25 protein-coding genes and 1 tRNA gene are annotated in these 24,655 nt (G+C 68.4%); 16 read left to right on the top strand and 10 right to left on the bottom strand.

Going from position 1 to position 24,655, the window contains the following annotated elements:
- The first annotated feature begins 127 nt into the window (after positions 1 to 127).
- Positions 128 to 415 carry a chorismate mutase gene (locus ACZ5QD_RS00130; protein WP_231650238.1) on the top strand — a complete coding sequence of 96 codons (288 nt, stop codon included), beginning with the start codon at positions 128 to 130 and terminating at the stop codon, positions 413 to 415.
- A gap of 24 nt (positions 416 to 439) precedes the next feature.
- On the opposite strand, the gene pgi is transcribed toward ACZ5QD_RS00130, so the two are convergent.
- Together pgi and ACZ5QD_RS00120 are read right to left on the bottom strand one after the other, a co-directional pair.
- Entirely contained in the window at positions 440 to 2,134 is a 1,695-nt protein-coding gene (gene pgi, locus ACZ5QD_RS00125; protein WP_006894648.1) for a glucose-6-phosphate isomerase, read from the bottom strand.
- 48 nt (positions 2,135 to 2,182) lie between these two features.
- Positions 2,183 to 2,923 carry an SDR family oxidoreductase gene (locus tag ACZ5QD_RS00120; RefSeq protein ID WP_006894647.1) on the bottom strand — a complete coding sequence of 247 codons (741 nt, stop codon included), beginning with the start codon at positions 2,921 to 2,923 and terminating at the stop codon, positions 2,183 to 2,185.
- A 149-nt stretch (positions 2,924 to 3,072) separates the two neighbouring features.
- Between ACZ5QD_RS00120 and ACZ5QD_RS00115 the strand changes: the two genes are divergently transcribed.
- Both ACZ5QD_RS00115 and ACZ5QD_RS00110 read left to right on the top strand, forming a co-directional pair.
- A complete protein-coding gene (locus ACZ5QD_RS00115; RefSeq protein WP_052692418.1) occupies positions 3,073 to 4,404 on the top strand; it encodes a DUF4185 domain-containing protein in 1,332 nt (443 codons plus the stop codon).
- 114 nt (positions 4,405 to 4,518) lie between these two features.
- On the top strand, positions 4,519 to 5,721 hold the full coding sequence (locus tag ACZ5QD_RS00110; RefSeq protein WP_375002618.1) for a DUF4185 domain-containing protein: 1,203 nt from the start codon (positions 4,519 to 4,521) through the stop codon (positions 5,719 to 5,721).
- Between the two features lie 48 nt (positions 5,722 to 5,769).
- On the opposite strand, the gene ACZ5QD_RS00105 is transcribed toward ACZ5QD_RS00110, so the two are convergent.
- Positions 5,770 to 6,666 (bottom strand): Fpg/Nei family DNA glycosylase, encoded by an 897-nt coding sequence (locus tag ACZ5QD_RS00105; protein WP_062367662.1) that lies wholly within the window; start codon positions 6,664 to 6,666, stop codon positions 5,770 to 5,772.
- Positions 6,667 to 6,770: 104 nt separating this feature from the next.
- Here ACZ5QD_RS00105 and ACZ5QD_RS00100 point away from each other — a divergent pair, with 104 nt between their 5' ends.
- The gene (locus tag ACZ5QD_RS00100) at positions 6,771 to 7,520 is read left to right on the top strand and encodes a 3'(2'),5'-bisphosphate nucleotidase CysQ (RefSeq protein WP_045538638.1); all 750 of its coding nucleotides are present in this window, start codon (positions 6,771 to 6,773) and stop codon (positions 7,518 to 7,520) included.
- A 9-nt stretch (positions 7,521 to 7,529) separates the two neighbouring features.
- Here the strand turns inward: ACZ5QD_RS00100 and cobF are convergent, their stop codons facing one another.
- Positions 7,530 to 8,282: a precorrin-6A synthase (deacetylating) gene (gene cobF, locus ACZ5QD_RS00095; protein WP_006894642.1), complete on the bottom strand. Its 753-nt coding sequence runs from the start codon at positions 8,280 to 8,282 to the stop codon at positions 7,530 to 7,532.
- Positions 8,283 to 8,287: 5 nt separating this feature from the next.
- Entirely contained in the window at positions 8,288 to 9,112 is an 825-nt protein-coding gene (locus ACZ5QD_RS00090) for an SDR family oxidoreductase (protein ID WP_006894638.1), read from the bottom strand.
- A gap of 211 nt (positions 9,113 to 9,323) precedes the next feature.
- On the opposite strand from ACZ5QD_RS00090, the gene ACZ5QD_RS00085 reads away from it, so the two are divergent.
- The 5 genes from ACZ5QD_RS00085 to ACZ5QD_RS00065 all read left to right on the top strand — a co-directional run bounded on the left by ACZ5QD_RS00085 (position 9,324) and on the right by ACZ5QD_RS00065 (position 13,051).
- Positions 9,324 to 9,396, top strand: a tRNA-Arg gene (locus ACZ5QD_RS00085).
- A gap of 79 nt (positions 9,397 to 9,475) precedes the next feature.
- Positions 9,476 to 10,339, top strand: coding sequence for a sunset domain-containing protein (locus ACZ5QD_RS00080; protein ID WP_464367005.1), 864 nt, complete (start codon positions 9,476 to 9,478; stop codon positions 10,337 to 10,339).
- Between the two features lie 303 nt (positions 10,340 to 10,642).
- Entirely contained in the window at positions 10,643 to 11,179 is a 537-nt protein-coding gene (locus ACZ5QD_RS00075) for a hypothetical protein (RefSeq protein WP_045539179.1), read from the top strand.
- Positions 11,180 to 11,252: 73 nt separating this feature from the next.
- Positions 11,253 to 12,302, top strand: a complete 1,050-nt coding sequence (locus tag ACZ5QD_RS00070; RefSeq protein ID WP_045539181.1) for a hypothetical protein — start codon at positions 11,253 to 11,255, stop codon at positions 12,300 to 12,302.
- Positions 12,299 to 13,051 (top strand): hypothetical protein, encoded by a 753-nt coding sequence (locus ACZ5QD_RS00065; RefSeq protein WP_052692430.1) that lies wholly within the window; start codon positions 12,299 to 12,301, stop codon positions 13,049 to 13,051. The genes ACZ5QD_RS00070 and ACZ5QD_RS00065 overlap by 4 nt, the downstream gene beginning before the upstream one ends.
- A gap of 24 nt (positions 13,052 to 13,075) precedes the next feature.
- Here ACZ5QD_RS00065 and ACZ5QD_RS00060 read toward each other — a convergent pair whose 3' ends face one another.
- A complete protein-coding gene (locus ACZ5QD_RS00060; RefSeq protein ID WP_045539183.1) occupies positions 13,076 to 13,513 on the bottom strand; it encodes a type II toxin-antitoxin system Rv0910 family toxin in 438 nt (145 codons plus the stop codon).
- Between ACZ5QD_RS00060 and ACZ5QD_RS00055 the strand changes: the two genes are divergently transcribed.
- Entirely contained in the window at positions 13,491 to 14,144 is a 654-nt protein-coding gene (locus tag ACZ5QD_RS00055) for a DNA-3-methyladenine glycosylase (RefSeq protein WP_045539193.1), read from the top strand. The genes ACZ5QD_RS00060 and ACZ5QD_RS00055 overlap by 23 nt on opposite strands.
- An 18-nt stretch (positions 14,145 to 14,162) precedes the next feature.
- On the opposite strand, the gene ACZ5QD_RS00050 is transcribed toward ACZ5QD_RS00055, so the two are convergent.
- The 3 genes from ACZ5QD_RS00050 to ACZ5QD_RS00040 are packed head-to-tail and all read right to left on the bottom strand — an operon-like array spanning position 14,163 to position 18,061.
- On the bottom strand, positions 14,163 to 14,423 hold the full coding sequence (locus ACZ5QD_RS00050) for an antitoxin (RefSeq protein ID WP_039866711.1): 261 nt from the start codon (positions 14,421 to 14,423) through the stop codon (positions 14,163 to 14,165).
- 51 nt (positions 14,424 to 14,474) lie between these two features.
- Positions 14,475 to 17,012: an HAD-IC family P-type ATPase gene (locus ACZ5QD_RS00045; protein ID WP_222111762.1), complete on the bottom strand. Its 2,538-nt coding sequence runs from the start codon at positions 17,010 to 17,012 to the stop codon at positions 14,475 to 14,477.
- On the bottom strand, positions 17,009 to 18,061 hold the full coding sequence (locus ACZ5QD_RS00040; protein WP_006894624.1) for an MBL fold metallo-hydrolase: 1,053 nt from the start codon (positions 18,059 to 18,061) through the stop codon (positions 17,009 to 17,011). The genes ACZ5QD_RS00045 and ACZ5QD_RS00040 overlap by 4 nt, the downstream gene beginning before the upstream one ends.
- A gap of 143 nt (positions 18,062 to 18,204) precedes the next feature.
- Here ACZ5QD_RS00040 and ACZ5QD_RS00035 point away from each other — a divergent pair, with 143 nt between their 5' ends.
- On the top strand, positions 18,205 to 19,455 hold the full coding sequence (locus tag ACZ5QD_RS00035; RefSeq protein WP_222111763.1) for an alanine racemase: 1,251 nt from the start codon (positions 18,205 to 18,207) through the stop codon (positions 19,453 to 19,455).
- Entirely contained in the window at positions 19,452 to 20,771 is a 1,320-nt protein-coding gene (locus ACZ5QD_RS00030; RefSeq protein ID WP_222111764.1) for a D-arabinono-1,4-lactone oxidase, read from the top strand. The genes ACZ5QD_RS00035 and ACZ5QD_RS00030 overlap by 4 nt, the downstream gene beginning before the upstream one ends.
- A gap of 16 nt (positions 20,772 to 20,787) precedes the next feature.
- Here ACZ5QD_RS00030 and ACZ5QD_RS00025 read toward each other — a convergent pair whose 3' ends face one another.
- Positions 20,788 to 21,519, bottom strand: coding sequence for an enoyl-CoA hydratase (locus ACZ5QD_RS00025; protein WP_045539190.1), 732 nt, complete (start codon positions 21,517 to 21,519; stop codon positions 20,788 to 20,790).
- 97 nt (positions 21,520 to 21,616) lie between these two features.
- Between ACZ5QD_RS00025 and ACZ5QD_RS00020 the strand changes: the two genes are divergently transcribed.
- The 4 genes from ACZ5QD_RS00020 to ACZ5QD_RS00005 are packed head-to-tail and all read left to right on the top strand — an operon-like array spanning position 21,617 to position 24,549.
- Entirely contained in the window at positions 21,617 to 21,889 is a 273-nt protein-coding gene (locus ACZ5QD_RS00020; RefSeq protein ID WP_006894618.1) for a helix-turn-helix transcriptional regulator, read from the top strand.
- Positions 21,882 to 22,457 carry a hypothetical protein gene (locus ACZ5QD_RS00015; protein WP_006894616.1) on the top strand — a complete coding sequence of 192 codons (576 nt, stop codon included), beginning with the start codon at positions 21,882 to 21,884 and terminating at the stop codon, positions 22,455 to 22,457. The genes ACZ5QD_RS00020 and ACZ5QD_RS00015 overlap by 8 nt, the downstream gene beginning before the upstream one ends.
- A 9-nt stretch (positions 22,458 to 22,466) precedes the next feature.
- On the top strand, positions 22,467 to 23,357 hold the full coding sequence (locus ACZ5QD_RS00010; RefSeq protein WP_006894615.1) for an ABC transporter ATP-binding protein: 891 nt from the start codon (positions 22,467 to 22,469) through the stop codon (positions 23,355 to 23,357).
- A 4-nt stretch (positions 23,358 to 23,361) separates the two neighbouring features.
- Positions 23,362 to 24,549, top strand: coding sequence for an ABC transporter permease (locus tag ACZ5QD_RS00005; protein ID WP_045539191.1), 1,188 nt, complete (start codon positions 23,362 to 23,364; stop codon positions 24,547 to 24,549).
- Positions 24,550 to 24,655: the final 106 nt, after the last annotated feature.

Here is a 24,655-nt window from a genome sequence, read left to right as displayed (position 1 = left end):
ATTGTTCACTACGCGCCGCCACGCCTGCGAACCCTGCGTGGCAAAATCGGAAGACGTGAGTGACCAGGATGATCAGCAGACCAATGACGGCGCGGCCCACGGAAACGACGGCGGCGGACGGTTCGCGCTGGATCTGGAAGCGCTGGGGCTGAGCGACGATGTCACCGCCCTGCCCGACGACATCGAGGAGCTCCGGGTCGAGATCGACCGCATGGACGCCGTCATCCTCGCCGCCATTCAGCGGCGCAGTGCAGTATCGAAGAAGATCGGCGCGCACCGCATGGCTACGGGTGGACCGCGCCTGGTGCACAGCCGCGAGATGAAGGTCCTCGACCGCTTCTCCGCGCTGGGGTCCGAGGGACACACCCTCGCGATGCTGCTCCTGAGACTGGGCCGTGGACCGCTGGGGCGTTAGCGACCTCCCTGCCTCCCGGCGGCCTCAGGACGGCCGGCCGCGTTCGGTGCGGTACCAGCGCACCAGTGCGTCGGTCGACGAGTCCGGCAGCGGCGCAGGCGCGGCGTCGTCGCTGATCACGCCGAGCAGATCGACGGCCTGCTTCTTCCCGAGTTCCACACCCCACTGGTCGAAGGGGTTGATCCCCCAGATCATCGCCTTCACGAAGGTCTCGTGCTCGTAGAGTGCGATCAGTTGTCCGAGGACCGAGGGCGTGAGCTTGGGCGCCAGAATCGACGTCGACGGGCGGTTTCCGGGCATCACCTTGTGCGGCACCAGCTTCGGCGGCACCCCCTCGGCGGCGATGTCGTCGGCGGTCTTGCCGAAGGCGAGCACCTGCGTCTGTGCGAAGAAGTTGCTCATCAGGATGTCGTGCATCGAACGTCCGTCGGCCGCGGGCAGGTCGTCGAGCGGTTGCGCGAACCCGATGAAATCGGCCGGGATCAGCCAGGTCCCCTGATGCAGGAGCTGGTAGAAGGCGTGCTGCCCGTTGGTCCCCGGCTCACCCCAGTAGATCGAGCCGGTCGGCGAGGTGACGTGATGTCCGGCGGCGGTGACCGACTTCCCGTTCGACTCCATCGTCAGCTGCTGCAGGTATGCCGGAAACCGAGCCATGTCGTCGGAGTACGGCAGCACGGCCTGCGACTGCGCATCCCAGAAGTTGGAGTACCACAGACCCACCAGCGCGAGGATCGCCGGCGCGTTCCGCTCCAGCGGCGCGGTCCGGAAGTGCTCGTCCATCGCGTGGAAACCGGCGAGGAATTCGCCGAACAGCTCACGGCCGATGGCGATCATCAACGACAGCCCGATCGCCGAGTCGATCGAGTAGCGGCCGCCCACCCAGTTCCAAAATCCGAACATGTTGGCGGTGTCGATACCGAACTTCGCGACCTCGTCGGTGTTGGTGCTGACGGCGACGAAATGCTTGGCGACCGCGTCCGAGTCGGCCCCGTCGACCCCGAGCTCGCGCAGCAGCCACCGTTTCGCCGCGGTCGCGTTGGTGATGGTCTCGAGGGTGGTGAAGGTCTTCGACGAGACGACGAACAGCGTGGTCTGGGGGTCGAGTCCCTCGAGCACCGACACCAGATCGGACGGGTCGCTGTTGGAGACGAAGTGCCCGGTGATCCCCGGATGACGGTAGTGGCGAAGCGCCTCGTACGCCATGACCGGACCGAGGTCGCTGCCCCCGATACCGATGTTGACCACGTCGGTTATCGGCTTGCCCGTGTAGCCGGTCCACTCGCCGTTGCGCACCCGGTCGGTGAACTCGCCCATCGCATCGAGGACCGCGTGCACGTCGGCCACCACGTCCTGGCCGTCGACCACGAGTTCGGCGTCGCGCGGGAGCCGCAACGCGATGTGCAGCGCGGCACGGTCTTCCGAGGTGTTCAGATGCGCCCCGGCGAACATGGCATCGCGCTGCTCTTCCACACCGGCCTCACGGGCGAGTGCCGCGAGCAGTTCCACGGTCTCCCGGGTGATCAGGTTCTTGGAGAAGTCGATGTGCAGATCGGCGGCGTCGACCGTCAGATCACGTCCGCGATCAGGATCCATCACGAAGAGTTCACGCAGGTGCAGCGAGTACACATGCTGCTGGTGAGCAGCCAGAGCGTGCCACGAGACAGTCGATGTGATGTCGAAATCGTCCGTCCCGTCGAGCCGTCCACGCAGATTCGTCATCATTGTCCCCACATTATTCGGTCGAACGAGTTCCTCGCGAGGTGTGGCTCAGATCAGCTTCGCCGAGAGCGACTCCGGCAGGTAGCGCAGCGCCCACGAGATCGGCGTCCACGGCCACGCCGGAACCGCCGCGCGGGCGCGTTCGGATTCGATCGCCGCGACCATCGCCTTCACCCCGCGCTCGGTGTCGGTCATCATCGAGGTCTTCACTCCGCGGTTGATGTCCGTCTCGATGTAACCCGGAAGCAGCACTGTCACCGTGATCGGGCTTCCCGCGAGTTCGGCTCTGAGCCCCTGTCCGAGGGCCGAGACTCCTGCCTTCGAGGCCGAGTACGCGGTCTGAGCCTTCGGCAGGCCCCGGACCGCACTCATCGAACTCACCAGGACGAGGTGTCCTGCGTTCTGCCTGCGGAAGATCTCCATCGCCGCTTCGGCTTGCGCGAGCGCACCGACGAGATTGGTCTGAACGGTCTCCATGTTGGCCGCGGCGTGTCCGGTTCCGATCGGAGCACCCTTGCCGAGCCCGGCGTTCACGATCACCCGGTCGACACCGCCGAGGTCCTCCGACAGCGCCTCGAAGGCCACTGGGACCGCATCCGCGTCGGTCACGTCGAGTTGCCTGACTGCCACCCGGCGCGCGGATGATTCGAGTTGCCCGGCAAGCGATTCCAGCCGATCGATCCGTCGCGCCGCGAGTCCCAAACTGCGGCCGCGGGCCGCGAACTCGCGGGCCATCCCCTCTCCGAGACCTGAACTCGCACCGGTGATGATGATCTTCTCGCGAACCATGCAGCCGAATCTACCGGCCGTGACGAGGGTCGGCACCGCGGCGTGATCGGCCGGACGCGCCGTTGCGCGGCGAACCGACGGGATGAGACGATCAACGTCACTCTAGTAACTTCCATCACAATTTCACCTTGCGTAACAGGAGTGAGCCCATGCCTCCCTTCCGCCGCCTCCTTCCCTTCCGCAGCCTCACTGTGTCGGCTGCGACGATCACCGCGGCCGTCCTCGTGACGGTTCCGGGAGTCGGAGACGCCGCCGCGGCACCCTGCGGCACCCAGGGCAACGGGTCGAGCCTGCCCTTCTTCGACACCGGATCGCTGGGCTCATCAGGATCGCCGGGCTCATCTGGCTCGCTGGGTTCGTCGGGATCCGGTTCGGGTGCCGCGCAAGGTCCGCAGGGCCCACTCCCGCACTTCGACAACGGAATCACCCGCACCGTCGCGTGGACCACCGGACCCCGCAGCGCGAATCGGACCTTCACCCGCTTCGGCATCTCGGGCACCGATCTGGGCATCGCCTGGGACAACGGCGCGGGCCAGACCCTCCTGGCCTTCGGCGACACATTCGGTGACTGCACGGCACCGGGCAGGCAGTGGCGGCACAACGTTCTGCTCCGCACCACCGACGACGACCTGACGAACGGACTCACCGTGCCGGACGGCGTTCCGGGCGACGTCCACTCCGGCGCTTCGGTGGCCGCGGACGCGCCGGCCTTCGCCCGTCAGATGATCGGCGCGATCGGCTGGAGCGGCGTCGAGGTCACCACCATCCCCACATCTGCGATCGCCATCGACGGCAAGCAGTACCTGAACTACATGTCGGTCCGGAAGTGGGGACTCCCCGGCCAGTGGGACACCAATTTCTCCGCGACCGCCGTCTCCTCCGACAATGGACAGACCTGGACCACGCCACCTGCGACCATCCGCGTGAACGCCGGCGTCTCGCTGCCCATCCCGGAGGGATGGCCGTCTGTTCACGCCAACGACAGCAAGTTCCAGCAGGCCGCCTACGTGAAGGGGCACGGCGACGATGACGGCTGGGTGTATCAGTTCGGCACCCCGAACGGCCGGTTCGGTGGCGCCTACCTCGCCCGATTCCGGCCGTCGGACGTCCTCGACCTGAGCCGCTATCACTACTGGACCGGCAGTGGCTGGTCCGACTCCATCGACGACATCCCCGGCGGCTCCGCCGGGAGGGTCCTTCCCGCACCGGTCACCGAACTGTCGGTGGCGTGGAGTCCGTTCCTGAACAAGTACGTGATGCTGCACAGTCCCACCACCGGGGTCCAGATGCGGACCGCCGACCATCCCGAAGGACCGTGGAGCGCACCCAGGCTGCTCGTCCCCGGGACGCTGGGCTTCTACGCTCCGATGATGCTCCCCCAGTCGCCCGCGCTCACCGGCACCGGACCCGACCTCTACTTCCACGGCAGCCGATGGGACGACTACAACGTCGCGTTGGTGCGAACTCGCCTGTCACGGTGATATCGCCCATTTCACTCGGGTCAGCGGCACCCGTGCCGTATCGCGGTACGAGCACCGAACCCGCCTGTTACCAAAGAGAGGCACGGTAAGCACTCCAGCCACAGATGAGGAACCATGCGCCGTCTGAGACTCCGAACGCTCCAGATGCTCACCGCCTGTGTCATCACGGCCGCAGCCGCGGCGGCGGCACTGTCGGTGACCGCACCCGCCGACGCTCGCGCCTGCAGCAACAGCGGCCCGGTGGTCCCGATTCCCGTGATCGGCAAGTTCCTGCCCCGCGGCGGTGCCCCGGCCGGTCCGCAGAAGGCCATGCCCGCCTACGACGACGGGACCACCGCGACCGTCGCGTGGGTCACCGGTCCCCGCAGCCCCAATAGGACCTTCGGACGGTTCGGCGTCTCCGGCACCGATGTCGGAGTCGCCTGGGACAACGGCCGCGGGCAGACGCTCCTCGCTTTCGGCGACACCTTCGGCAACTGCCTCACCGGCGATCAGCAGTGGCGCCACAACGCGCTGTTGCGGTCGTCCGACCGGAACCTGTCCGACGGGCTGCGCCTCGACGGCAGCGGCTACGCCGGCCAGATGTTCGGCGCGCTCGGGTTCGACGGCATCGAGAAGACCACGATTCCGACCGCCGGCATCTCGATCGGCGGCCGACAGTACGTCAACTACATGTCGGTCCGAGCCTGGGGCCCGCCCAGTGTCTGGTACACGAACTACTCGGCGACGGCGGTCTCGAACGACAACGGCCGCACCTGGTCCACCCCGCAGAACACCATCCGCGTCAATGCCGGAGTCACGGTGCCCACCGGAGCGGGCTCGCCGTCGATCCGGGCCGGTGACGCGCACTTCCAGCAGAGCGCCTACGTGAAGGGGCGCGGCGCCGACGCCGGCTGGATCTACCAGTACGGCACCCCGAACGGCCGCTTCGGTTCCGCGTACGTCGCTCGCTTCCGGCCCTCCGACATCCTCGACCTCGGCAGGTATCAGTACTGGACCGGGCGCGTCTGGGCGCCGTCGCCCGACGCCGCGCGACCGGTGGTGCGCGGACCGGTCACCGAACTGTCGGTGGCCTGGAGTCCCTTCCTGAACAAGTACGTGATGCTCGACAGCCCGCGCGGCGTGCTGATGCGCACGGCACCGTCTCCGCAGGGCCCGTGGAGCGGCCCGCGCCGGATCGCTCCGGCGAGCCTGGATCTGTACGCGCCGATGATGCTCCCGAACTCACCCGCCCTGCGCGGCACCGGTCCCGATCTCTACTTCAACGCGAGCCGCTGGGACGACTACAACGTGCTCCTAGTGCGTACGCGGGTGTAGGAGCGGCGGTCGACGGCCCGGAGCGCAGCGGCCACGCGCGTCGATCGCCTACTTCAGCAGCCGCGACATCCGGCGGTCGGCCAGCACCTTGCCGCCCGTCTGACACGTCGGGCAGTACTGGAACGAGCGGTCGGCGAAGGACACCTCACGGACGGTGTCGCCGCACACCGGACAGGGCAGGCCGGTGCGCGCGTGGACCCGAAGCCCGGTGCGCTTCTCCGACTTGAGGCGGGCCACCTCCTGTCCTTCGAGCCGTTCGATCGCATCGTGCAGCACCGAGCGGACGGCCCGGTACAGGTCGTCGATCTGCTTGTCCGAGAGGCTCTTCGACGTGGCGAAGGGCGACAGCCGAGCGGTGTGCAGGATCTCGTCCGAGTAGGCGTTGCCCACGCCGGCGACGACCCGCTGATCGGTCAGCAGGTTCTTGATCCGCGCGCTGCTGCCGGCGAGGATTGCGGCGAACTGGTCGCGGTCCAGCGCCAGAACGTCGGGCCCGAGGCCGGCGATCCGTTCCACTTCTGCGGTGTCGCGGACGATCCAGGCCGCCAGCCGCTTCTGCGTCCCGGCCTCGGTGACGTCGAATCCCTCACCGGGCAGCCCGCAGTGAACGCGCAGCGCGATGGGGCCCTTGCCTCCCGGTTTCGGCGGAGTCTGCGAGAGCGAGTCGCTCCAACGCACCCACCCGGCACGGGACAGGTGGATCACCAGGTCGATCTCGTCGTCGACCGCGGCATCGCCGTCCGCGGGCCCGGGCGCGGTCCGGATCACCAGGTACTTCCCGATACGGTCGACGCTCGACACGATGCGGCCCGTCAGCGCCGTGTACGGCGGATCGGCGGTCTTGAGCACGGCGAGCGAGGCGACGTCGACCCGCCGGATCGGCAGGCCGGCGGCCCGCGAGTCGAGGTACGTCGCGATGGCGGTCACTTCGGGAAGCTCCGGCATGCCCCCAGTGTGCGCCACGGGTCGGACTTTCTCACGTGAGCCGGACCGACCCGACCGGAAATCCGCCGGTGCTCCAGCCTGCGCCCGTGTGTTCTAGTTAGAGAATGCGCCCGTCCCCTCCCGCGATGTCCGACGCCGAACTCGCCGCCGCTATCGCCGAAGGCGCGGGCGAGATCCTCCTGGGCATCCGCCACCGGAATCTGCTCACCGGCCCCCTGGTCGGCGATGTGGGAGACGCACTGGCGCAAGCATGGATCTCCACCGTCCTGCGCAGGCACCGAGGACGGGACGCCGTGCTCTCGGAGGAGGCCGAGGACGTCGGCGACCGCTCGCGCGCCGAGCGGGTGTGGATCATCGATCCGCTCGACGGCACGAGCGAGTTCGCGATGGGTACATCGGACTGGGCGGTGCACGTTGCGCTCGCGGTGGACGGCACGCCGACCGCGGCCGCGGTGTCGCTCCCGGCGCAGAACGAGGTGTTCCGCAGCGACGACGTACCGGCCACTCACGGGCCGCTCACGGGCCGACTCGCGGTGTCGCGGTACGGACACTCGTATCATTCCGCGGCGGTCGCCGATCGGCTCGGCATGGACGCGATCCGCATCGGTTCGGCGGGCGCCAAGGCGATGGCCGTGGTCCGCGGCGATGTCGACGCCTACGTGCACTCCGGCGGCCAGTACGAGTGGGACAACTGCGCGCCGGTCGGCGTCGCGCTGGCGGCGGGACTGCATTGCAGCCGGCTCGACGGACGGCCGATCGTCTACAACAACCCGCAGCCGTACATGCCCGACTTCGTCATCTGCCGCACGGAGATCGCCGACGCCGTTCTCGAGGCGGTCGCGACACCCTGGTGAGAGGGCCGCTCAGCGAGCCTTCTGCAGCAGGTAGATGTCCATGATCCAGCCGAGCCGTTCACGCGCTCGCGCCCGCTTCTCCTCGATCTCCGCGGTCACGTCCGCTACCCGGCCGCTCACCAGGATCTCGTGTTCGGTGCCCAGGTAGGCGCCCCAGTACACCAGGTCGTCGGGTGCGGCCGTCTCGCGGAAGGCGAGGTCGGAATCGAGCATGACGATCTGATTGGCGTCGGCACCCGCGGGCGTGGCCGAGAGCCGGCGGCCCGTGGTGGTCAGGATCGGTTCGCCGATGCCGTGCGCGACGATCCCGTGCGCGGCGGTCAGCGCCGACGCGCTCGTCACACCGGCGATCACCTCGACCTCGACGGAGACGTCGTCGCGCGCGGCGAGCTGGTCCAGGATGCGGAGTGTGGAGTCGTACAGAGCGGGATCGCCCCACACCAGGAAACCGCCGGTCTCGCCGGGACGCAGATGCTCGGAGACCGCGGCCCGCACCGCGTCGACGCGCGCGGCGTGCCAGCGCCGGACCTCGGCCTCGTAATCGTCGGGACGACGATCGCGCGGCGGGTCGGCGATCGCCACCACGCGATGTCCGGGCGCACCGTACTCGGTCAGGAACTTCTCCCGGAGGGCGGTCAGTTCGCTTGTGCGAGAGCCCTTGTCGAGCAGGAAGAAGACGTCCGTGGCGCCGATAGCGTCCACCGCCTCCAGTGTGATCTGGCGCGGCGACCCCGGTCCGATCCCGATGACGCGCAGCAACACGGCGTTCAGAGCCGCACCTTCTTCAAGCCGTGGATGCGCGCGGTGAGGTCGAGCACCGTTTGACGCGGAACCAGACGCCGCAGTGCGAAGACGATCGGCGCCCGATTGCCGCGGGCGTACAGCGGTCGCGGGTGCTCCGCGAGCGCGGCTTCGACGATCTCCTGCGCCATCGACGCCGCCGAGATCCCCTTCGCCTCATTGCGGCGCGTCGCCGCCGCGAGGGTCTCGTACTCCTCCCGGTACACCGAGTCGGGTTTGATGTGGATGGTGCGCCGCTCGCCGATCCCCGTCGCGATGGTGCCGGGTTCGACGGTGGTGACGCGGATTCCGTACGGCGCCACCTCGCGGCGCAGCGCCATCGCGTAGCCCTTGAGCGCCGACTTGGTGGCCGCGTAGTTGGTGCGGAACGCGACCGGGAAGCTCGAGAGCATCGACCCCACCATCACGATGGTCCCGGTACGACGATGGCGCATACGCGGCAGCACCGCCTTCGTCAGCGCGACCGGCCCGAAGACGTTGACCTTGAACAGGTGCTCGACGGCGTCCATCGGCGTGTCCTCGAAGGCACCCGCGGCACTCTCTCCCGCGTTGTTGATGAGGATGTCGAGATCGCCGACAGCCTCGGCGCACTCGGTGGCCGACGCGTAGTCCTCGTTGTCGAGGCGCAGGTACGTGACACCCGGGATCGGGTTGCGCACCGAGTCCGGGTTGCGACTGGTGCCGTACACCTTGTGTCCGAGCGCCACGAACTGTCGCGCCACGGCCTCCCCGATTCCGCTGCTCGCTCCGGTGACCAGCACAGTCCGCTGCCCGGTGATCGATTTGGTCATGGCACCTACGGTAGCCGGGACAGCGGGCCGTGGGGCGAACGACCGGTCCGGACACCGGCGATGTGGAGTGAGCGTCGCGGGTGCGGAGGAGCAGAGGCGCTCGGCGTCGCAGCCGAGCCGGTGACGTAGACTTCTCCTCGTCGGCGACCGCGTCCCCATCTCGGCCGCCGACCGGGCCGGCGGCGAACCGATGACGCTCACCGCGGTCCCCGCTCTCGTAGCTCAGGGGATAGAGCACCGCTCTCCTAAAGCGGGTGTCGTAGGTTCGAATCCTACCGGGAGCACGCAGTGTCCAGAGTGCTGTGTCTAGAGTCGTGAGCGAAGCACCCGCAGTGCTGCTCAGCTCAGGAGGATCTCTCAGTGATGACGTCGCGAATCCGCGCACTCACCCTCGGACTGGCCGTCGCGGTCACCGCCGCGCTGTCGGTTCCGACCCCCGCTCACGCCGACACGCGCGACGACGCACGGCAGGCGATCAACCAACTCTCGGTCACCACGGAGGACTCGCTCGGTGAGCAGCAGGGCGATCTGACCCAATCAGGCGACGGTTACCGGCAGCTGTATGAGAACGGCGTCATCGTGTGGACCGCGGAGTCGGGGGCGCAGAACGTCGTGTTCGAAGATGCAGGCGCGAAGAACGAGCAGACGAACAGAGTTCGGACGCCGTCCAACGGGTCCCACATCGTTCTTTTCTCCACGAATGCTGCCGCGAGTGAGGCCGAAGCCTCAGACGACGGCATCTCCGCCTGGTGGTGGATGCTCCTGCTGCTGATCCCGCTCGTCGGCCTGATGCTGGCGTGGCTGCGCGGACTGAACTCCTACAACTACAAGACATATTCCCCGGCGACCGGCCCGGGATTCCCTCCGGTCACCGACGAGCGCGCGGACCGGCTGCGGGCCTTGGCGGACGGCCGGGAGACGAGCGCCGCGGACGCGATCGCGAGGGCCGAGGCGGCCGCCGCAGCGGCGAAGGCCGCCGAGGTGCCCGTGCGGCCGGGCGCGCGAGTCCCTTCCCAGGGCGGAGAGGTGCCGCTGCCGATCGGGGCGTCGCGCCCGCTGCCGAACGATCCGATGCAAGCACCCGACGGGTACCCGATCAAGGCGATCGTCGAATCGGGCCTGTACTACCGACCGGGCGACGCCGAGTATGCGTCAGTGACACCCGACCTCTGGTTCGCGACGGCTCCGACCGCAGATAAAGGCGGCTTCGCGCCGGCTGGGGACTGACACCGTCGGTCCGGGCCGCGCCCTGAGGACGTACCACCACACGACGGCTCTCCGCACGGCGGCTCTCCACACGGCGGCGGAACCGCCGATTTGTGCCACCGGCCGGCACTGCGGCACAGGAACTGTCCGACGATCACACGAAGTGCGGCCCGACCCCGCTTCAGAGTCGGCACATCGCGTTATGTTTCGCGCGCTGACATCCGTCGGCGCGCCCGCCTGTCGGGCGCACCTCGCCGTCTACCCGATCAGGTCGTCGAGGTTCCTCCCACCCGATCGGCCACATCCACCAGAGAGCCCCGAAACATGCGCAAACTCCCACTCGTCACGGCGGTGGCCGCCGCTGCCGCCGCCGGAATCCTCGTCCCCTCCGGCGCTGCCGAGGCCGCACCATCGGCCGACACCCAGGTGACCTTCGTCGTGGCCGGCCAGGGCGGCGATCTGTCGATCACCGCGGGGCCGCTCGGCGCCATCGTCCCGAACGCGAACGGCACCCTGGCGACCGGGGGCCTCCCGACGGCCTCGGTGACCGACAATCGCAATGGCTCTCCCCGCTCCTGGGAGACCACGGCATCCTCCACCGACTTCACCGGTCAGGGCGTCACGATTCCCGCCTCCGACGTGAAATACGAGGCGAACGCGATCATCGGCAAGGTCGGCGGCGGCGACGTCACCGGGCAGGGAGAGAAGAGCCTCGGATCCCCCGCTACCGTCGTCACCCGGACCGGCCTCACCTGGCCGCTCGAGATCATCACCTGGAGTCCGGCTCTGACGGTCGACTTCCCCACCGGCGGTCTGCCGATTGGGAGCTATTCCGGCACCGTGACCGTCTCCGTCGCCTGACCCCGACCGGCTAGAACCTCGTGGCCGGGACACGCACCGCGCGTGTCCCGGCCACCGCACTCGAAAGCCCAGCATGCGCCCCACCTCCTCCCTCCATGCACTTCTCGCGACGCTGACAGTGGCCCTCCTGACCGGTGTCGTCCTCCTCACCGGTCCCGCCGTCGCCGGTGCCGCGCCCGGATCGTCGACGGCACCGGCCGACCGCGGAACGCCGGACGGTTCCATCGGTATCCGACTGCTCGACGTCCCCGCGAAGTCGAAGGACGATCCTCGGGCGCAGCTCTACATCATCGACAACCTGAACCCCGGCACCACGATCACACGCCATGTCCAGGTGACGAACGGCACCGACACCGCGATGAAGATCGCCGTCTACCCGGGACCGGCCGGCATCGTCGACGGCAGCTTCGTCCCGGGCGAGCCGGGAACGAAGAACCTCCTGACGTCGTGGACGAGCGTCGACAAGCCGAATCTGAACCTCGCGCCGGGACAGAAGGCCAGAGTCGCGGTGACGATCGCCGTACCCAAGGACGCGCCGGAGATGGAGCAGTACGGCGTCATTTGGGCGTCCACGGTGCCGAACCAGAACAAGGAGACCGGCATCGGCCTCGCATCCCGTGTCGGCGTCCGCATGTACCTCTCCACCGGACCCGGCAACGGCCCGCCGTCGGACTTCGCGATCGAGAAGCTCGAGGGACGTCGCGGTGCGGACAACGGCGCCGAAGTGACCGCCCACGTCACGAATACCGGAGGGCGCGCCGTCGACGTCACCGGCACCCTGAAGCTGAGTGAGGGACCCGGAGGGCTCTCCGCCAAGGCGGTCTCGTCGAAGGGCATGACCATCGCTCCGGGTGAGTCGGCCGACGTCGTGTTCGCAGTCCCGAACAGCGCACAGCTCCCGGACGGCCCGTGGAAGGCCGAGGTGCAGTTGGAGAGCGGGGTGCACACGCACGACTCGACCGCATCGATCAGCTTCGACCAGTCGGATCAGACCGAAGGATCGTCGAACACCGCGCTGATCGTCACGATCGTCGTCATCGCCGCCGCAGCACTGGCGGGCATCGCCGCGTGGCTGCTCCGACGACGCCGGGGATCGTCGTCCGGGCCGGGAGAGTCCGTGTGAACAGCGCACTGAGGGCCGCGCTCGGCACCGTCGCCCTCGCGACTGCCGGAGTGTTGGCTGTCGGCGTCTGCCCCGCCTCGGCCACACCCTCTGAATCGACCACATCGACGACGTCGCCGGCCGATTCCGCGGATGCACAGCTCTCCGAGTCGCCGGCTCCGGATACGACGGCCGTGGTTCCGACCGCGGAGCCGACTGTCACGCCTACCTCGGAGACCACTGATCCCATCACCGAGACCACCCCCGACGCCGCCACCAGCCGTCCCCCGTCGTCGGTGTCCCCGGCGACCTCGACGACTTCCGCGAACCCGTCCACCGCGGACGTGAAACACGGACGCGCCGCCGTCGCGCCGTCGGCGGCGTCGGATCTGTCGGTCTCGGCGGGCTCCTACGGAACCATCGTGCCGTACGCCACCAGCGCCACCGGCATCCTGCCCACCGTCACGGTGAGCACGTGGCAGGGACAGGGCTGGTCCGCGAGCGCGTCTTCGACGGACTTCACTTGCCCGAACGGCGCAGTGATTCCTAAATCGCAGGTCACCTACAGTGCGACGGCGCCCGCCGGCGTCGCGGGCACCGTGACCGGCCCGCAGACGCTCGCGTCGCCGAAGACAGTGTTCACCAGCGGCGGATCTGGGCTGAACGGTGTTCTCAACACCGGCACCTGGACTCCGACGCTCACCGTCGCCTACCCGAACGGCGCCTCGATGTGCACCTACACGGGAACGATCACCGTGTCGGCGTACTGATCGGTCGGCTCCGCTCTGCCGGGCTCAGCCGAACAATTCGTTGAACTTGACGAGCGACTTCTCGATGTCGCCCTTGACCGCCATCGCCGCGGCCTTGCCCGCCGGTCCGATCAGCGGCAGACCGCCGAGGTCGATGAGGAACGTGACCCGGGAGCCGTCGCCCTCCGGCTTCACGAGCAGGTTGATCTTGGCCTTCACTCCGCCCTTGCCGTTACCCTTGAGCACGACCTCGCCGGGCCGGTCGAGCTTCTCGATCTCCCACGCGAACCGCACGCGCGCCCCCTTGACGGAGACCACCGACGAGACCGCGGTGCCCTTCTTGAGGTTGTCGGGGGCGGGCAGCGGGCTGCGCCAGCCGTCGTGGAGGACCAGCCAGTCGTCGTACCGGGCGAGATCGGCGGCACAGTTGAAGGCGTCTTCCGGAGAGAGCGCGACATGAATGGAGTCACTGGTCTTTGCCATGAGTACAGAGACTAACCGCCACCGCGCGTCACAGGTAGATCCGGCCCACGCCGGGACGGCACCCGAGCCGACGATCCTCGCGGCGGCGCGGTCGCTCCTGAACCGTGTCCTGGTGGGGCACGGCGTGTCGGTGCGAATCACCGAAGTGGAGGCCTACAACGGGCCCGACGACCCCGCTTCGCACGCGTTCACCCGGACGCCGCGGTCGGAGATCATGTACGGTCCGCCGAACCGCCTGTACGTGTATCAGATCCACACCCACCACTGCGCGAACGTGGTCACCAGTCCGGAGGGTCAGGGCTCGGCGGTGCTGATCCGAGCCGGCGCGGTGATCGACGGAGTGCAGGCGGCCCGCGACCGCCGCGGAGGCGTCGCCGATCATCTCCTCGCACGCGGCCCGGGCAATCTCACCCGCGCACTCGGAATCACCAAAGCCGACCTCGACACCGATCTGCTCGATCCGGTCGGCGTGCACCTGCTGCCCGCCGACCCGGCGTCGGATCCGACCACCGGCGGGCACGTGATCGCCGGGCCGCGCGTGGGCGTCCGGCTCGCCGCCGACCGACCGTGGCGGTTCTGGATCGACGGCGAGCCGTCGGTGTCGGCGTACCGGCGGCATCCACGGGCCTGACCGACCCCCGGGAGTTGCCTACTGGGCCGGGCCTTCGCCCTTCGGCGGTTCGGCCTGTTCGGCCTGGGGCTGCTCGGCCGGGGCGTGCTCGGCTCTGCGGTCCTCCGGCTTCGACTGCTCGGCACCGACCGCCTTGCGCGCGGCGTCCTGAGCCTTGTCGACCTGCGAGGCGTACTTGTTGCCGGTGGCCTTGTCGATGAGGTCGCCGCCCTTCTCGATGAGATCGGGGTTCGACTTCAGCGCGTCCTTGGCCTTGTCCACGAGTCCTTTGAGATCCATGTGCCGATGGTACGTCGACTCAGGCGGGCGCGCGTCACACCGGCGGTCCAGTCACACCAGCGGTTCAGCGGTGCGCGACCGCCGATTCAGCACGCCGTCGAGCACGCGTGTGGAGACCTCCACCGCGACGATGCCCACGACCGCACACACTCCCGCGACCGCCATCATCGGACCGTTCGACGAGTCGAGGTGGAACCACCGCTGGCTCAGCGGAAGCATGAAGATCAGCACGTACATCCCGACCGAGACCGCGAGCAGCAGGATCTTCCACCAGTTGTAGGGACGCGCGACCACCACGAGCACGTACACCGCGACCGCGATCATGGTCGCGAGCGCGGCCGTGGCCGCCTGTGTCTGGACCGCGCCGACGGTCTGCGTGGCGTTGGCGACGGCGGCGATCCCGTCGGAGGGCCGGGTCGCCGCGTTCGCGACGTAACCGCCCAGGGCCGCGGAGTAGTCGCGGTTGACCAGCAGGAAGCAGACGAACGTGGACAGGCCCACGATGATGCCGTTCGGCACCGCCTGCGTCAGCACCCGGCGGACGAAGCCCGGCTGAGCGCGCTCGTTGTTCGGCGCCAGCGAGAGGATGAAGGCAGGCACCCCGATGGTGAACCAGGCCGAGATGGTGACATGGATCGGCTGGAACGGGTAGCTGATCGACGCCCAGCCCATCACCTTGGCGAGCAGCCCCGCGCCACCGATGAGCAGCGCCAGCAGCACCGCGTACACCGTCTTGGTGAGGAACAGGTTCGACACGCGCTCGATGTTGCCGATCACCCGGCGGCCCTCGCCGACCACGTAGGGCAGCGTCGCGAACTTGTTGTCGAGCAGGACGATCTGCGCCACCGAACGCGCGGCCGACGAACCCGAACCCATCGCGACGCCGATGTCGGAGTCCTTGAGCGCGAGCACGTCGTTGACGCCGTCGCCGGTCATCGCGACGGTGTGGTCCTTGGACTGCAGGGCCTTGACCATCGCGCGTTTCTGGTCCGGGCGCACCCGGCCGAAGGCATCGTGGTCGGCGATCACACCGGCCAGTTCGGCGTCGTCGGTCGGCAACTCGCGAGCGTCGACGGCGGTCTCGGGCGAGCCGAGTCCCAGCGACTCCCCGACGGCGCCCACCGATCGGGCGTTGTCGCCGGAGATGATCTTGACCGCGACGTTCTGCGACTCGAAGTACTCGATGGTGTCGCGGGCGTCGGGTCGCACACGCTGCTCCAACACCACCAGGGCGGTGGGCACGAGCGTTCCGGGCACCGCCGTGTCGGCCGTCGGCTCGGTATCGACCGGAACATCGGTGGTCGCGACCAGCAGCACCCGCAATCCGGTCGATCCGAGGTCGGACGCCAGCCGGGCCGTGTCGCTGTCGGGGTCGAGCAATACGTCGGGTGCGCCGATCAGCCAGTTCCCCACCGAGACGCCGGACGCGTCGATGAACGACATGCCGGAGAACTTGTTGGCCGAACTGAACGGCAGCACCGCGGAGGTCGACCACTCGGGAGCGTCCGGGAACGCCTCCTGGATCGCCGCGATGCTGGCATTGGGCCGCGGATCGTGCGCGGCGATCGCCGCGAGGGCCGCTTCCACATCCCCCTGCTTCACCGCGCCCGGACCCGAGCCGGGTGCCACGATCCGCACCTCCGACAGCCGCATGCCGTTCTCGGTCAGGGTGCCGGTCTTGTCGGTGCACACCACATCGACGCGCGCCAGACCTTCGATGGCCGGGAGTTCGTTCACCAGGCACTGCCGCTGCCCCAGGCGGACCACACCGACCGCGAAGGCGATCGATGTCATCAGCACGAGGCCTTCGGGCACCATCGGAACCAGCGCGGCGACCATGCCCAGCAGTGCGGTGCGCAGCCCGTTCTGGCTGATGAACAGCTGGTTGATGATCGTCAGGATGCCCGCCGGGATCAGCAGCCAGGTGATCACCCGGAGGATCTGATCGATTCCCGAACGCAGCTCCGACGACACGAGCGAGAACTTCGAGGCCTCCGCGGCGAGCTTGTTGGCGTACGAATCAGCGCCGACCTTGGTGGCGCGATACGCACCCGAGCCGGCCACCACGAAGCTGCCGGACATGATCTCGTCGCCGAGAGACTTATCGACGGTGTCCGCCTCGCCGGTGAGCAGCGACTCGTCCATGTCGAGCGACTCCGACTCGATGGTCTCGCCGTCGACGATCACCTGATCGCCGGGACCGAGTTCGATGACGTCGCCCAGCACCACCTGATCCGAGGGGATCTCGGCGGCGATTCCGTTGCGCCGGACCACCGGTCTGGTCTGTCCGACGATCGCCAGCCGGTCGAGGGTGCGCTTGGCGCGGACCTCCTGAATGATGCCGATGCCGCTGTTGGCGACGATCAGCAGCCCGAACAGTCCGTTGATGAACGAGCCGGTGGCGGCGACGATCAGGAACAGCACCCCGAGGATTGCGTTGATCCTGGTGAACACGTTGGCCCGGACGATGTCGGCGACCGAGCGGCCCGACTTGTCGGAGGTGACGTTGACCTGCCCCGCCGCGACGCGTGCGGCCACCTGCTCGTCGGTGAGCCCCGGATCGCGCTCGGTGGTCGTCGATGTGGTCATGCGGATCGCTCCCACCAGGTCGGATCGGAAAAGGCTGTGCCGCTGCGGCTGTGCGCGACCAGCGTGGCGCCGGGCCGCGGCACGCAGATGTCGACGCCCACCCGGTCCGCCTCGGTCGTGAGTCTGCCGACGGGGTCGGCCCACGAGTGCCGCGCGAGATTGAACGTACCCCAGTGGATCGGGACGAAGAGCGCGTCGCGCTCGTCGCCGTTCAGCAGTCGATGGACCACGAGTGCCTCTTCCGGGTCGACGTGGACGTCCGGCCACACGGGATCGTAGGCGCCGACGGCCACGAGGCTGAGATCGAACGGGCCGAGCGCCGCGCCGGTGTCGGCGTAGCTCTCCGTGAATCCGGTGTCGCCCGAGAAGAAGAAGCGGTGCTGCGGTCCCACGGCCGCCCAGCTGACCCACTGGGTCAGGTTGCGGGAGAGTCCACGGCCCGAGAAGTGCCGGGCGGGCACCGCGTGGAAGCTGATCGTGGTGCCGCGGACCGTCAGATCCACCTGTTCGAACCAGTCGGCCTGCCGAATGCGCGCGGCATCGACGCCCCATGAGATCAGATGCGCCGCGACACCGATCGGCACGACGAAGATCGCGTTCGGCTGTGTCAGCGCGATGGTCAGCACCGTCGGGGTGTCCAGATGGTCGTAGTGATCGTGGCTGATCAGCACGACGTCGAGCGGGGGCAGCTCGCCGGCCGTCAGGGGCGCCCGGTGCATGCGCCGGGGACCGATGCTCTGCGAGGGCGAGCAACGGTCGGACAGCACCGGATCAGTGACGATCCGCACGCCGTCGAGTTCGACGGCCATGCTCGCATGGCCCAGCCAGGTGGCCGACAGCGCACCGGGTTCGCCGGAGAACTCGGGACGCAGAACCGGGACGCGGTGGCCGGGCCTCCCCCGACGCCGCATCATGTCGATCATCACCGACATGTCCGGGCCCTGGACCTGAGCGGCGGCCTCGCGGTTGGCGAAGACTCCGTCCGTCGCGAACCGCGAAGCCGCGGTCATCGGTGCGATCTGTTCGCGGCTCGCGCCCACCGCGTGCACGGGCGGCAAGATCCGTGCCGTCCGCGCGAGTCTCGCCTGTACTGCCGAAGCGCTTTCGGCGACGGTGTTTCCCAGTGTCCTCACGCTTGTCTAGCGTAATCGTTGTCGAAACCGCCGGAGTTCTACACAAGGAGTGCCGCGCCATGCCGCCCACGCGAAGCCCGTACGTCACCGATCCCGCGGACTACTGGGGCGGGATCGACGACGCGGTGCGCCGCGCCGGACTCGACTCCCCTGTGCTCGCACTCGATCTCGGGGCACTCGAACACAACATCGCCGATCTGCGCGCCCGCGCCGGGGGCGTCCCGATCCGGGTGGCCAGCAAGTCGCTGCGTGTGCGCTCGGTCATCGACGACGTCCTCGGGCGCGACGGATTCGCCGGCGTCCTGGCCTACGACGTCGCCGAAGCGCACTGGCTGGCCACCGAATCCGGGATCACCGACGTACTCCTGGGATACCCGACGGTCAGACGGGGCGCCCTGGAACGGCTGCTGGCCGACGAGACGGCGTGCGAGCGGGTGACCCTGCTCATCGACGACCCGGCTCAACTCGACATCGTCGACGACGTCGCCGCCGCGCGGCGGCGACCGGAGGTCCGGATCGCGATCGACCTCGACGCCTCCCTGCGCGCCGCCGCCGGCCACGTCCACGTCGGGGTCCGCCGCTCCCCCGTTCACACCGTGGAGCAGGCACGCTCCCTAGCGCGCACGGTCGTCGCGCGCGACGGGTTCCGTCTGGTGGGCGCGATGTCGTACGAAGCGCAGGTCGCGGGGGTCGGAAACGAGGTCGCGGGCAAGCTCCTGACCAACACCGCGGTGCAGACCATGCAGGCGGTGTCGATGCTGGAACTGCGGCGCCGCCGCGGAAAGGCGATCGCGGCGCTGCGCGAGGTGGCCGACCTGGAGTTCGTCAACGCCGGCGGCACCGGATCGCTGGAGGAGACGGCCAAGGACCGGGCGATCACCGACATCGCCGCGGGCAGCGGCTTCTTCGGCGGACATCTCTTCGACACGTACAGGCACTTCCGTCCGGCGCCCGCGCTGTCCTTCGGACTCGACGTTCTGCGCCGTCCCGACGACGAAATCGTGACATGTGCCGGGGGTGGATGGATCGCCTCCGGCCCCCCGGGACCCGACCGTCTCCCCAAGCCGGTCTGGCCCGCCGGCCTGCAGTTCATCGGCACCGAGGCCGCGGGCGAGGTGCAGACTCCGCTGCGCGGTTCGGCCGCACAGTCGCTGACGGTCGGCGATAGGGTGTGGTTCCGGCACACCAAGTCGGGTGAAGTGTGCGAGAGGTCGGAGTCGGTGGCCCTCATCGAACGAGACTCCGCCGGGCGTGCGGACGTCGTCGAGGTGGTTCCGACCTACCGTGGAGAAGGGAAGTGTTTCTTGTGAGCCGAGCGGCATCGGGTACGTGGACGAACTGGGGCGGGACCGCGCACTGCGCCCCCAGCAGGCTCATCGTCCCGCAGAGCGTCGACGAACTGGCCGCCGCCGTCCGGGCCGCGGCCGAACGCGGTGAGACGGTGAAGCCGGTCGGCGCAGGCCACAGTTTCTCGGAGATCGCCGTCGCACCGGGCATCCAGGTCGGCATGTCGGGATTCCAGGGCGTTCGCGCCGTCGACGCCGACCGCAAGCGCATCACCCTCGGAGCGGGCACCCACCTGCACCAGATTCCGGCGATGCTCGAGCCGCTGGGTCTGGCGATGACCAATCTCGGCGACATCGACCGGCAGACGGTCTCCGGCGCCACGTCCACCGGCACGCACGGCACGGGCAGGGCGTTCGGCGGTATCTCCACGCAGATCCGCGGCGTCACGCTGGTCGACGGAACCGGGCAGGTCCGCACCGTCGGCGAGGACGACCCCGACCTGAAGGCCGCAGCTCTCGGCCTCGGCGCACTCGGCGTGCTGACCGATGTCACGCTCCAGCTGGTGGACGCCTTCGCGATCGAAGCGGTGGAGGCACCCGCCGACGCGGACGAGACCATCGACGGCTTCCTCGATCGAGTCGCCTCCGTGGATCACTACGAGTTCTACTGGTTCCCGCACACCACCCGCACCCTCACCAAGACCAACACCCGGCTGCCCGCGGGCACCCCCGCGAACGGACCGTCCAAGATACGCCGCTACATCGACGACGAACTGCTCTCGAACGGGATGTTCCGGGTGCTGTGCACGCTCAGCGCCACCCAACCGCGCGTGGTCCCCGCGATCAATCAGGTGTCGGGGCGGGCGCTGTCGGCGCGCACATACACCGACCGCTCCGACAAGATCTTCATCTCCGCACGCAACGTTCGGTTCCGCGAGATGGAGTACGCGATCCCCCTCGAAGCGGTACCGGAGGCGCTGCGCGAACTGCGTGCCACCATCAACCGGCGCAGGCACAAGGTGAGCTTCCCGGTCGAGGTGCGCGCGGCCGCGGCCGACGACCTGATGCTCTCGACGGCGAGCGGCCGTGCATCGGGTTACATCGCGGTACACCGCTATCACCGCGACGACGTGCGCGACTCCGAGGCCTACTTCTGCGACGTCGAGGACATCATGGTCGCGCACGGCGGCCGGCCGCACTGGGGCAAGATGCACACCCGCGACGCGGAGTACCTCCGCAGTGTGTATCCCGAGTTCGACGACTTCCTCGCCGTCCGGAATCACTTCGATCCGAACCGCACCTTCGCGAACCCCTATCTGCGGCAGACCCTCGGCGACTGATCAGCGCCCCTGAAACTCAGCGTCCCCGAAAAACCGGGGCACGCTTCTCCGCCCGCGCGGCACGGGCCTCCTGAACGTCCTCGCTGAGCCACGCCGCGCGCATGGCGGCCGCTCGTTCCTCGGGCGCGTCGTCTCGCGCTCCGTCTCCGGTGAGCACGAGCTTGTAGTGCCGCAGGGTGAGCGGCGCGTACTCGGCGATCTCGGCGGCCCACTTCTGGGCGACGGCCAGATCACCGAACCTGTTGGCGAAGCCGAGCGTGAGGGCACGGTCCGACGAGAGCGGCTCGCAGCCGAGCAGCATCCCGCGCGCCTGGCCCGCACCCACCAGCGACACGAGCCTCCTGATGGTCCACTCGTCGACGGCGACGCCGATCTTTGCCGCCGGAATCCCCGCGAACGCCACATCGGCCATCACCCGGAGATCGGCCGCCATCGCCAGCTGCAATCCGGCTCCGAGCGCGGCGCCGTTCAGTGCGGCGATGACGGGGACGGGAGTCGATTCGATCTGCTCGATGAGTGCGACGAGCCGGTCCAGGAACGACTGGTCGTAGACGGGACCGGAGAGGTCGGCGCCAGCACTGAAGACATTGCCCCGACCGGTGAGCACGATGGCGCGGGCGCCGCCGTCGACCGCGGCCGTGAACGCCTCCGAGAGGCCCTGGACCATGTCCTGATCGAGGGCGTTCCGCTTCTCCTCGCGGGCGAGTTCGATGGTCGTCACGGATCCCACGGTGCTGCTCACAATCATGCGGGCATGCTATCCACCGCGCTTCAGCGGTGCCCTCCGGGCCCGACTTGATACTGAACCATTGACAATTTGTTGTGTTTTCCCAACACTGTGTTCTGTGAGTCCGATCAGGCGGGGACCCAAGCTCCCCATCTACAACCGCATCGCCGTTCTGCGCGCGGAGCGGAAGATGTCACGGGCGCAGTTGGCCGAACTGGTCGACATCAATGTTCAGTCGGTCGGCGCGCTGGAACGTGGCGACAACTATCCGAGCCTCGACCTGGCGTTCCGGATCTGCGACGTCTTCGGCCTGCCGGTCGAAGCGGTCTTCAGCCGGACCGAGTTCACCGCCATGTCGACGGAACTGTACGGGGGACCCGACCATGCATGACCCGAACTACGTGTTTCCAGACTCCGCCATCCCCGAATGGGTGCGGCGGTACAGCCGGTCGGCGGCGCGACGCCACGACACCTTCGTCCGAACCACCGGCACGTGGCTGCCCGGCCTTCGCAACCGCCGCGGCCGACGATTGCTGTCGTCGGTCCTGCTGATCCTGCTCTGCGTGGTGGTGATCTCCTCGATCGCATCGTTCTGGGCGCCGCTGTGGTCGGCCGTGCCCTTCGCCATCGGCCTGGTGACCTCCCTCGTGGTGCTGATGATGCTGCGAGTGGTCACCGAATCCATCGCGGGCGCACCCGCCGACACCCTCGACGAGTTGCAGCTGACTCAGCGCAACGCCGCCCGCGCGCTCAGCTACAACCTGCTCCTGCCGCCGATGATGGTCGTCTACGCCATCCTCATCGTCCTCGGCTACCGCGACTACGTCTCCGGTGAGACCGTCATGTCGATCGCGTGGCTGCTGATCGCGTCCGTGTACGCGCTCTCCTGCGTTCCGGACGTCCTCATGTCCTGGTGGATGCAGGACCCCGAACCCGAACACTCCAGCGACGAGATCTAGGAGATCCCCGTGCCACAAGCACTGAACATCAATCACCTCGCCAAGTCGTACGGCTCCGTGCGGGCGCTCGACGATGTCACCTTCTCCGTGGCGCCGGGCGAGATCTTCGGATTCGTCGGCAGCAACGGGGCAGGCAAGTCGACCACGATGCGCATCGTGCTCGGCGTGCTGGCCGCCGATTCCGGCGACGTGCGGCTCGGCGACGCGCCCATCGACTTCGACGGCCGCAAGCGGATCGGGTACATGCCCGAGGAGCGCGGTCTCTACCCGAAGATGAAGGTCGGCGATCAGCTCGCCTACCTCGCACGGCTGCACGGATTGTCGAAGTCCGAGGCCGCCGACGCGACCGAGAAGTGGACTCGCAGGCTGGGCATCCACGGTCGGCTCGGCGACCAGGTCAACGACCTCTCGCTCGGCAACCAACAGCGCGTGCAGCTGGCCGCCGCACTGGTGCACGACCCCGATTTGCTGGTGCTCGACGAGCCCTTCTCCGGGCTCGATCCGGTGGCCGTCGACGTGATGAGCGAAGTCCTCACCGACAAGGCCGCGCAGGGCATCCCGGTCATCTTCTCCTCGCACCAGCTCGACCTGGTGGAGCGTCTCTGCGACCGAGTCGGCGTCATCTCCGGCGGGGTGATGAAGGCACTCGGCACCGTCGACGACCTCCGTGCCCGCGACGGCCTTCGCTTGGAGGTGCGCGGCCCACGGTCGGAGACCCGCTGGGCCGACGGCCTGCCGGGCGTCACCGATGTGGAGTACCGCGACGCTTCGGCCGTGCTGCACATCGACCACGGAACCGACGACCAGCAGATTCTCACCGCCGCGATGGCCGCCGGCCCAGTGCACCGGTTCGCCACCACCGCCCCTTCCCTGACCGAGCTGTTCCGAGAGTTGGTGTGACGAAATGAATTCCACGTTGAACAACATCAAGCTCGTCGCCGGGCGCGAGATCAACACCCGCGCGCGCGAGAAGTCGTTCATCATCTCGACCGGCGTGATGATGGCGGTGATCATCATCGGCGCCATCGTCTGGTCCGCACTGTCCGGCGGCGACAGCGTCGACAAGGTCGGGATCGTCGGCGCAGACGCCGGACTGTCGGCGACCATCGAGTCCGGCGGAGACGCCGCCGGACAGCGGATCGAGACCGAAGTGCTGCCGAACGCCGACGCGGCGCGGTCGGCCGTCGGCGACGGGGATCTGGCCGCGGCTCTCATCGTCACCGGACCCGGTGCCTACACCGCCGTCAGCAAGAACGGCATGGATCCGACGATCGAGGGCGTCCTGCGCGGTGCCGTCGCCCAGCGAGATCTGTCGGAGGCGCTGTCCGCCCGCGGCGTCGACGCCGCCTCGCTGCCGCAGCCTCGTTTCACGCTGGACCGGACGCAGGCCGAGAAGCCCGACGAGGCGCAGCGTGTGACCGTCGCCCTGATCGGATCGATCCTGCTGATCATGACGATCATGATGGGCGGGCTGATGGTGGCAGTGGGCGTGGTGGAGGAGAAGTCGTCGCGCATCGTCGAACTGCTGCTGTCGGCCGTGCGTCCGCTCCAGCTGCTCTGGGGCAAGATCCTCGGTATCGGCGCCATCTCTCTGGCACAGGTGGTGCTGATCGGAGCGACCGCGCTCATCGCGGGCCGCGCCACCGGGCTCCTCACCCTGACCGGCACCGCGACCACCGTCTTCGCCGCCGTGATCGCGTGGTTCCTGCTCGGATTCCTCTTCTTCGCCGCGCTCTATGCGGCCACCGGCGCGATGGTGAGCCGGCAGGAGGAATTGAACTCCAGTTCGGCACCGCTGACGATCCTCGTGCTCGCCGCACTGTACTCCGGCACCTTCGGCATCCAGGCACTCGATTCCACGCTGATTCAGACGCTCAGTTGGATCCCGCCGTTCAGCGCAGTGCTGATGCCCATCCGCATCGCGACCGGAGACACCGATCCGGGGCAGGTGATCGGCACCTTCGCCATCATGGTCGCCGCCTGCCTGCTCGCCGTCTGGGTCGCATCGCGGATCTACACGCGGTCGATCCTGCGCACCGGCAGTCGCATCAAATGGGGTGAGGTGGCCGCGATGGTGTCGGGCCGGAAGTGAGCCGAGGCTGCGCGCCCGGCTTGAGCAGCAGAGGTTGCCAGAGGTTTTGTCAGAGGGCGGCGGTAGAGTTCGAACATAGAAACACACCAGAAGTGTTCTCGGGCAC

It is taken from the genome of Gordonia sp. J1A, from assembly GCF_055393515.1.
Note: the sequence above shows the minus strand (reverse complement) of the source record. Positions and strands in the feature narration are given on the sequence as shown.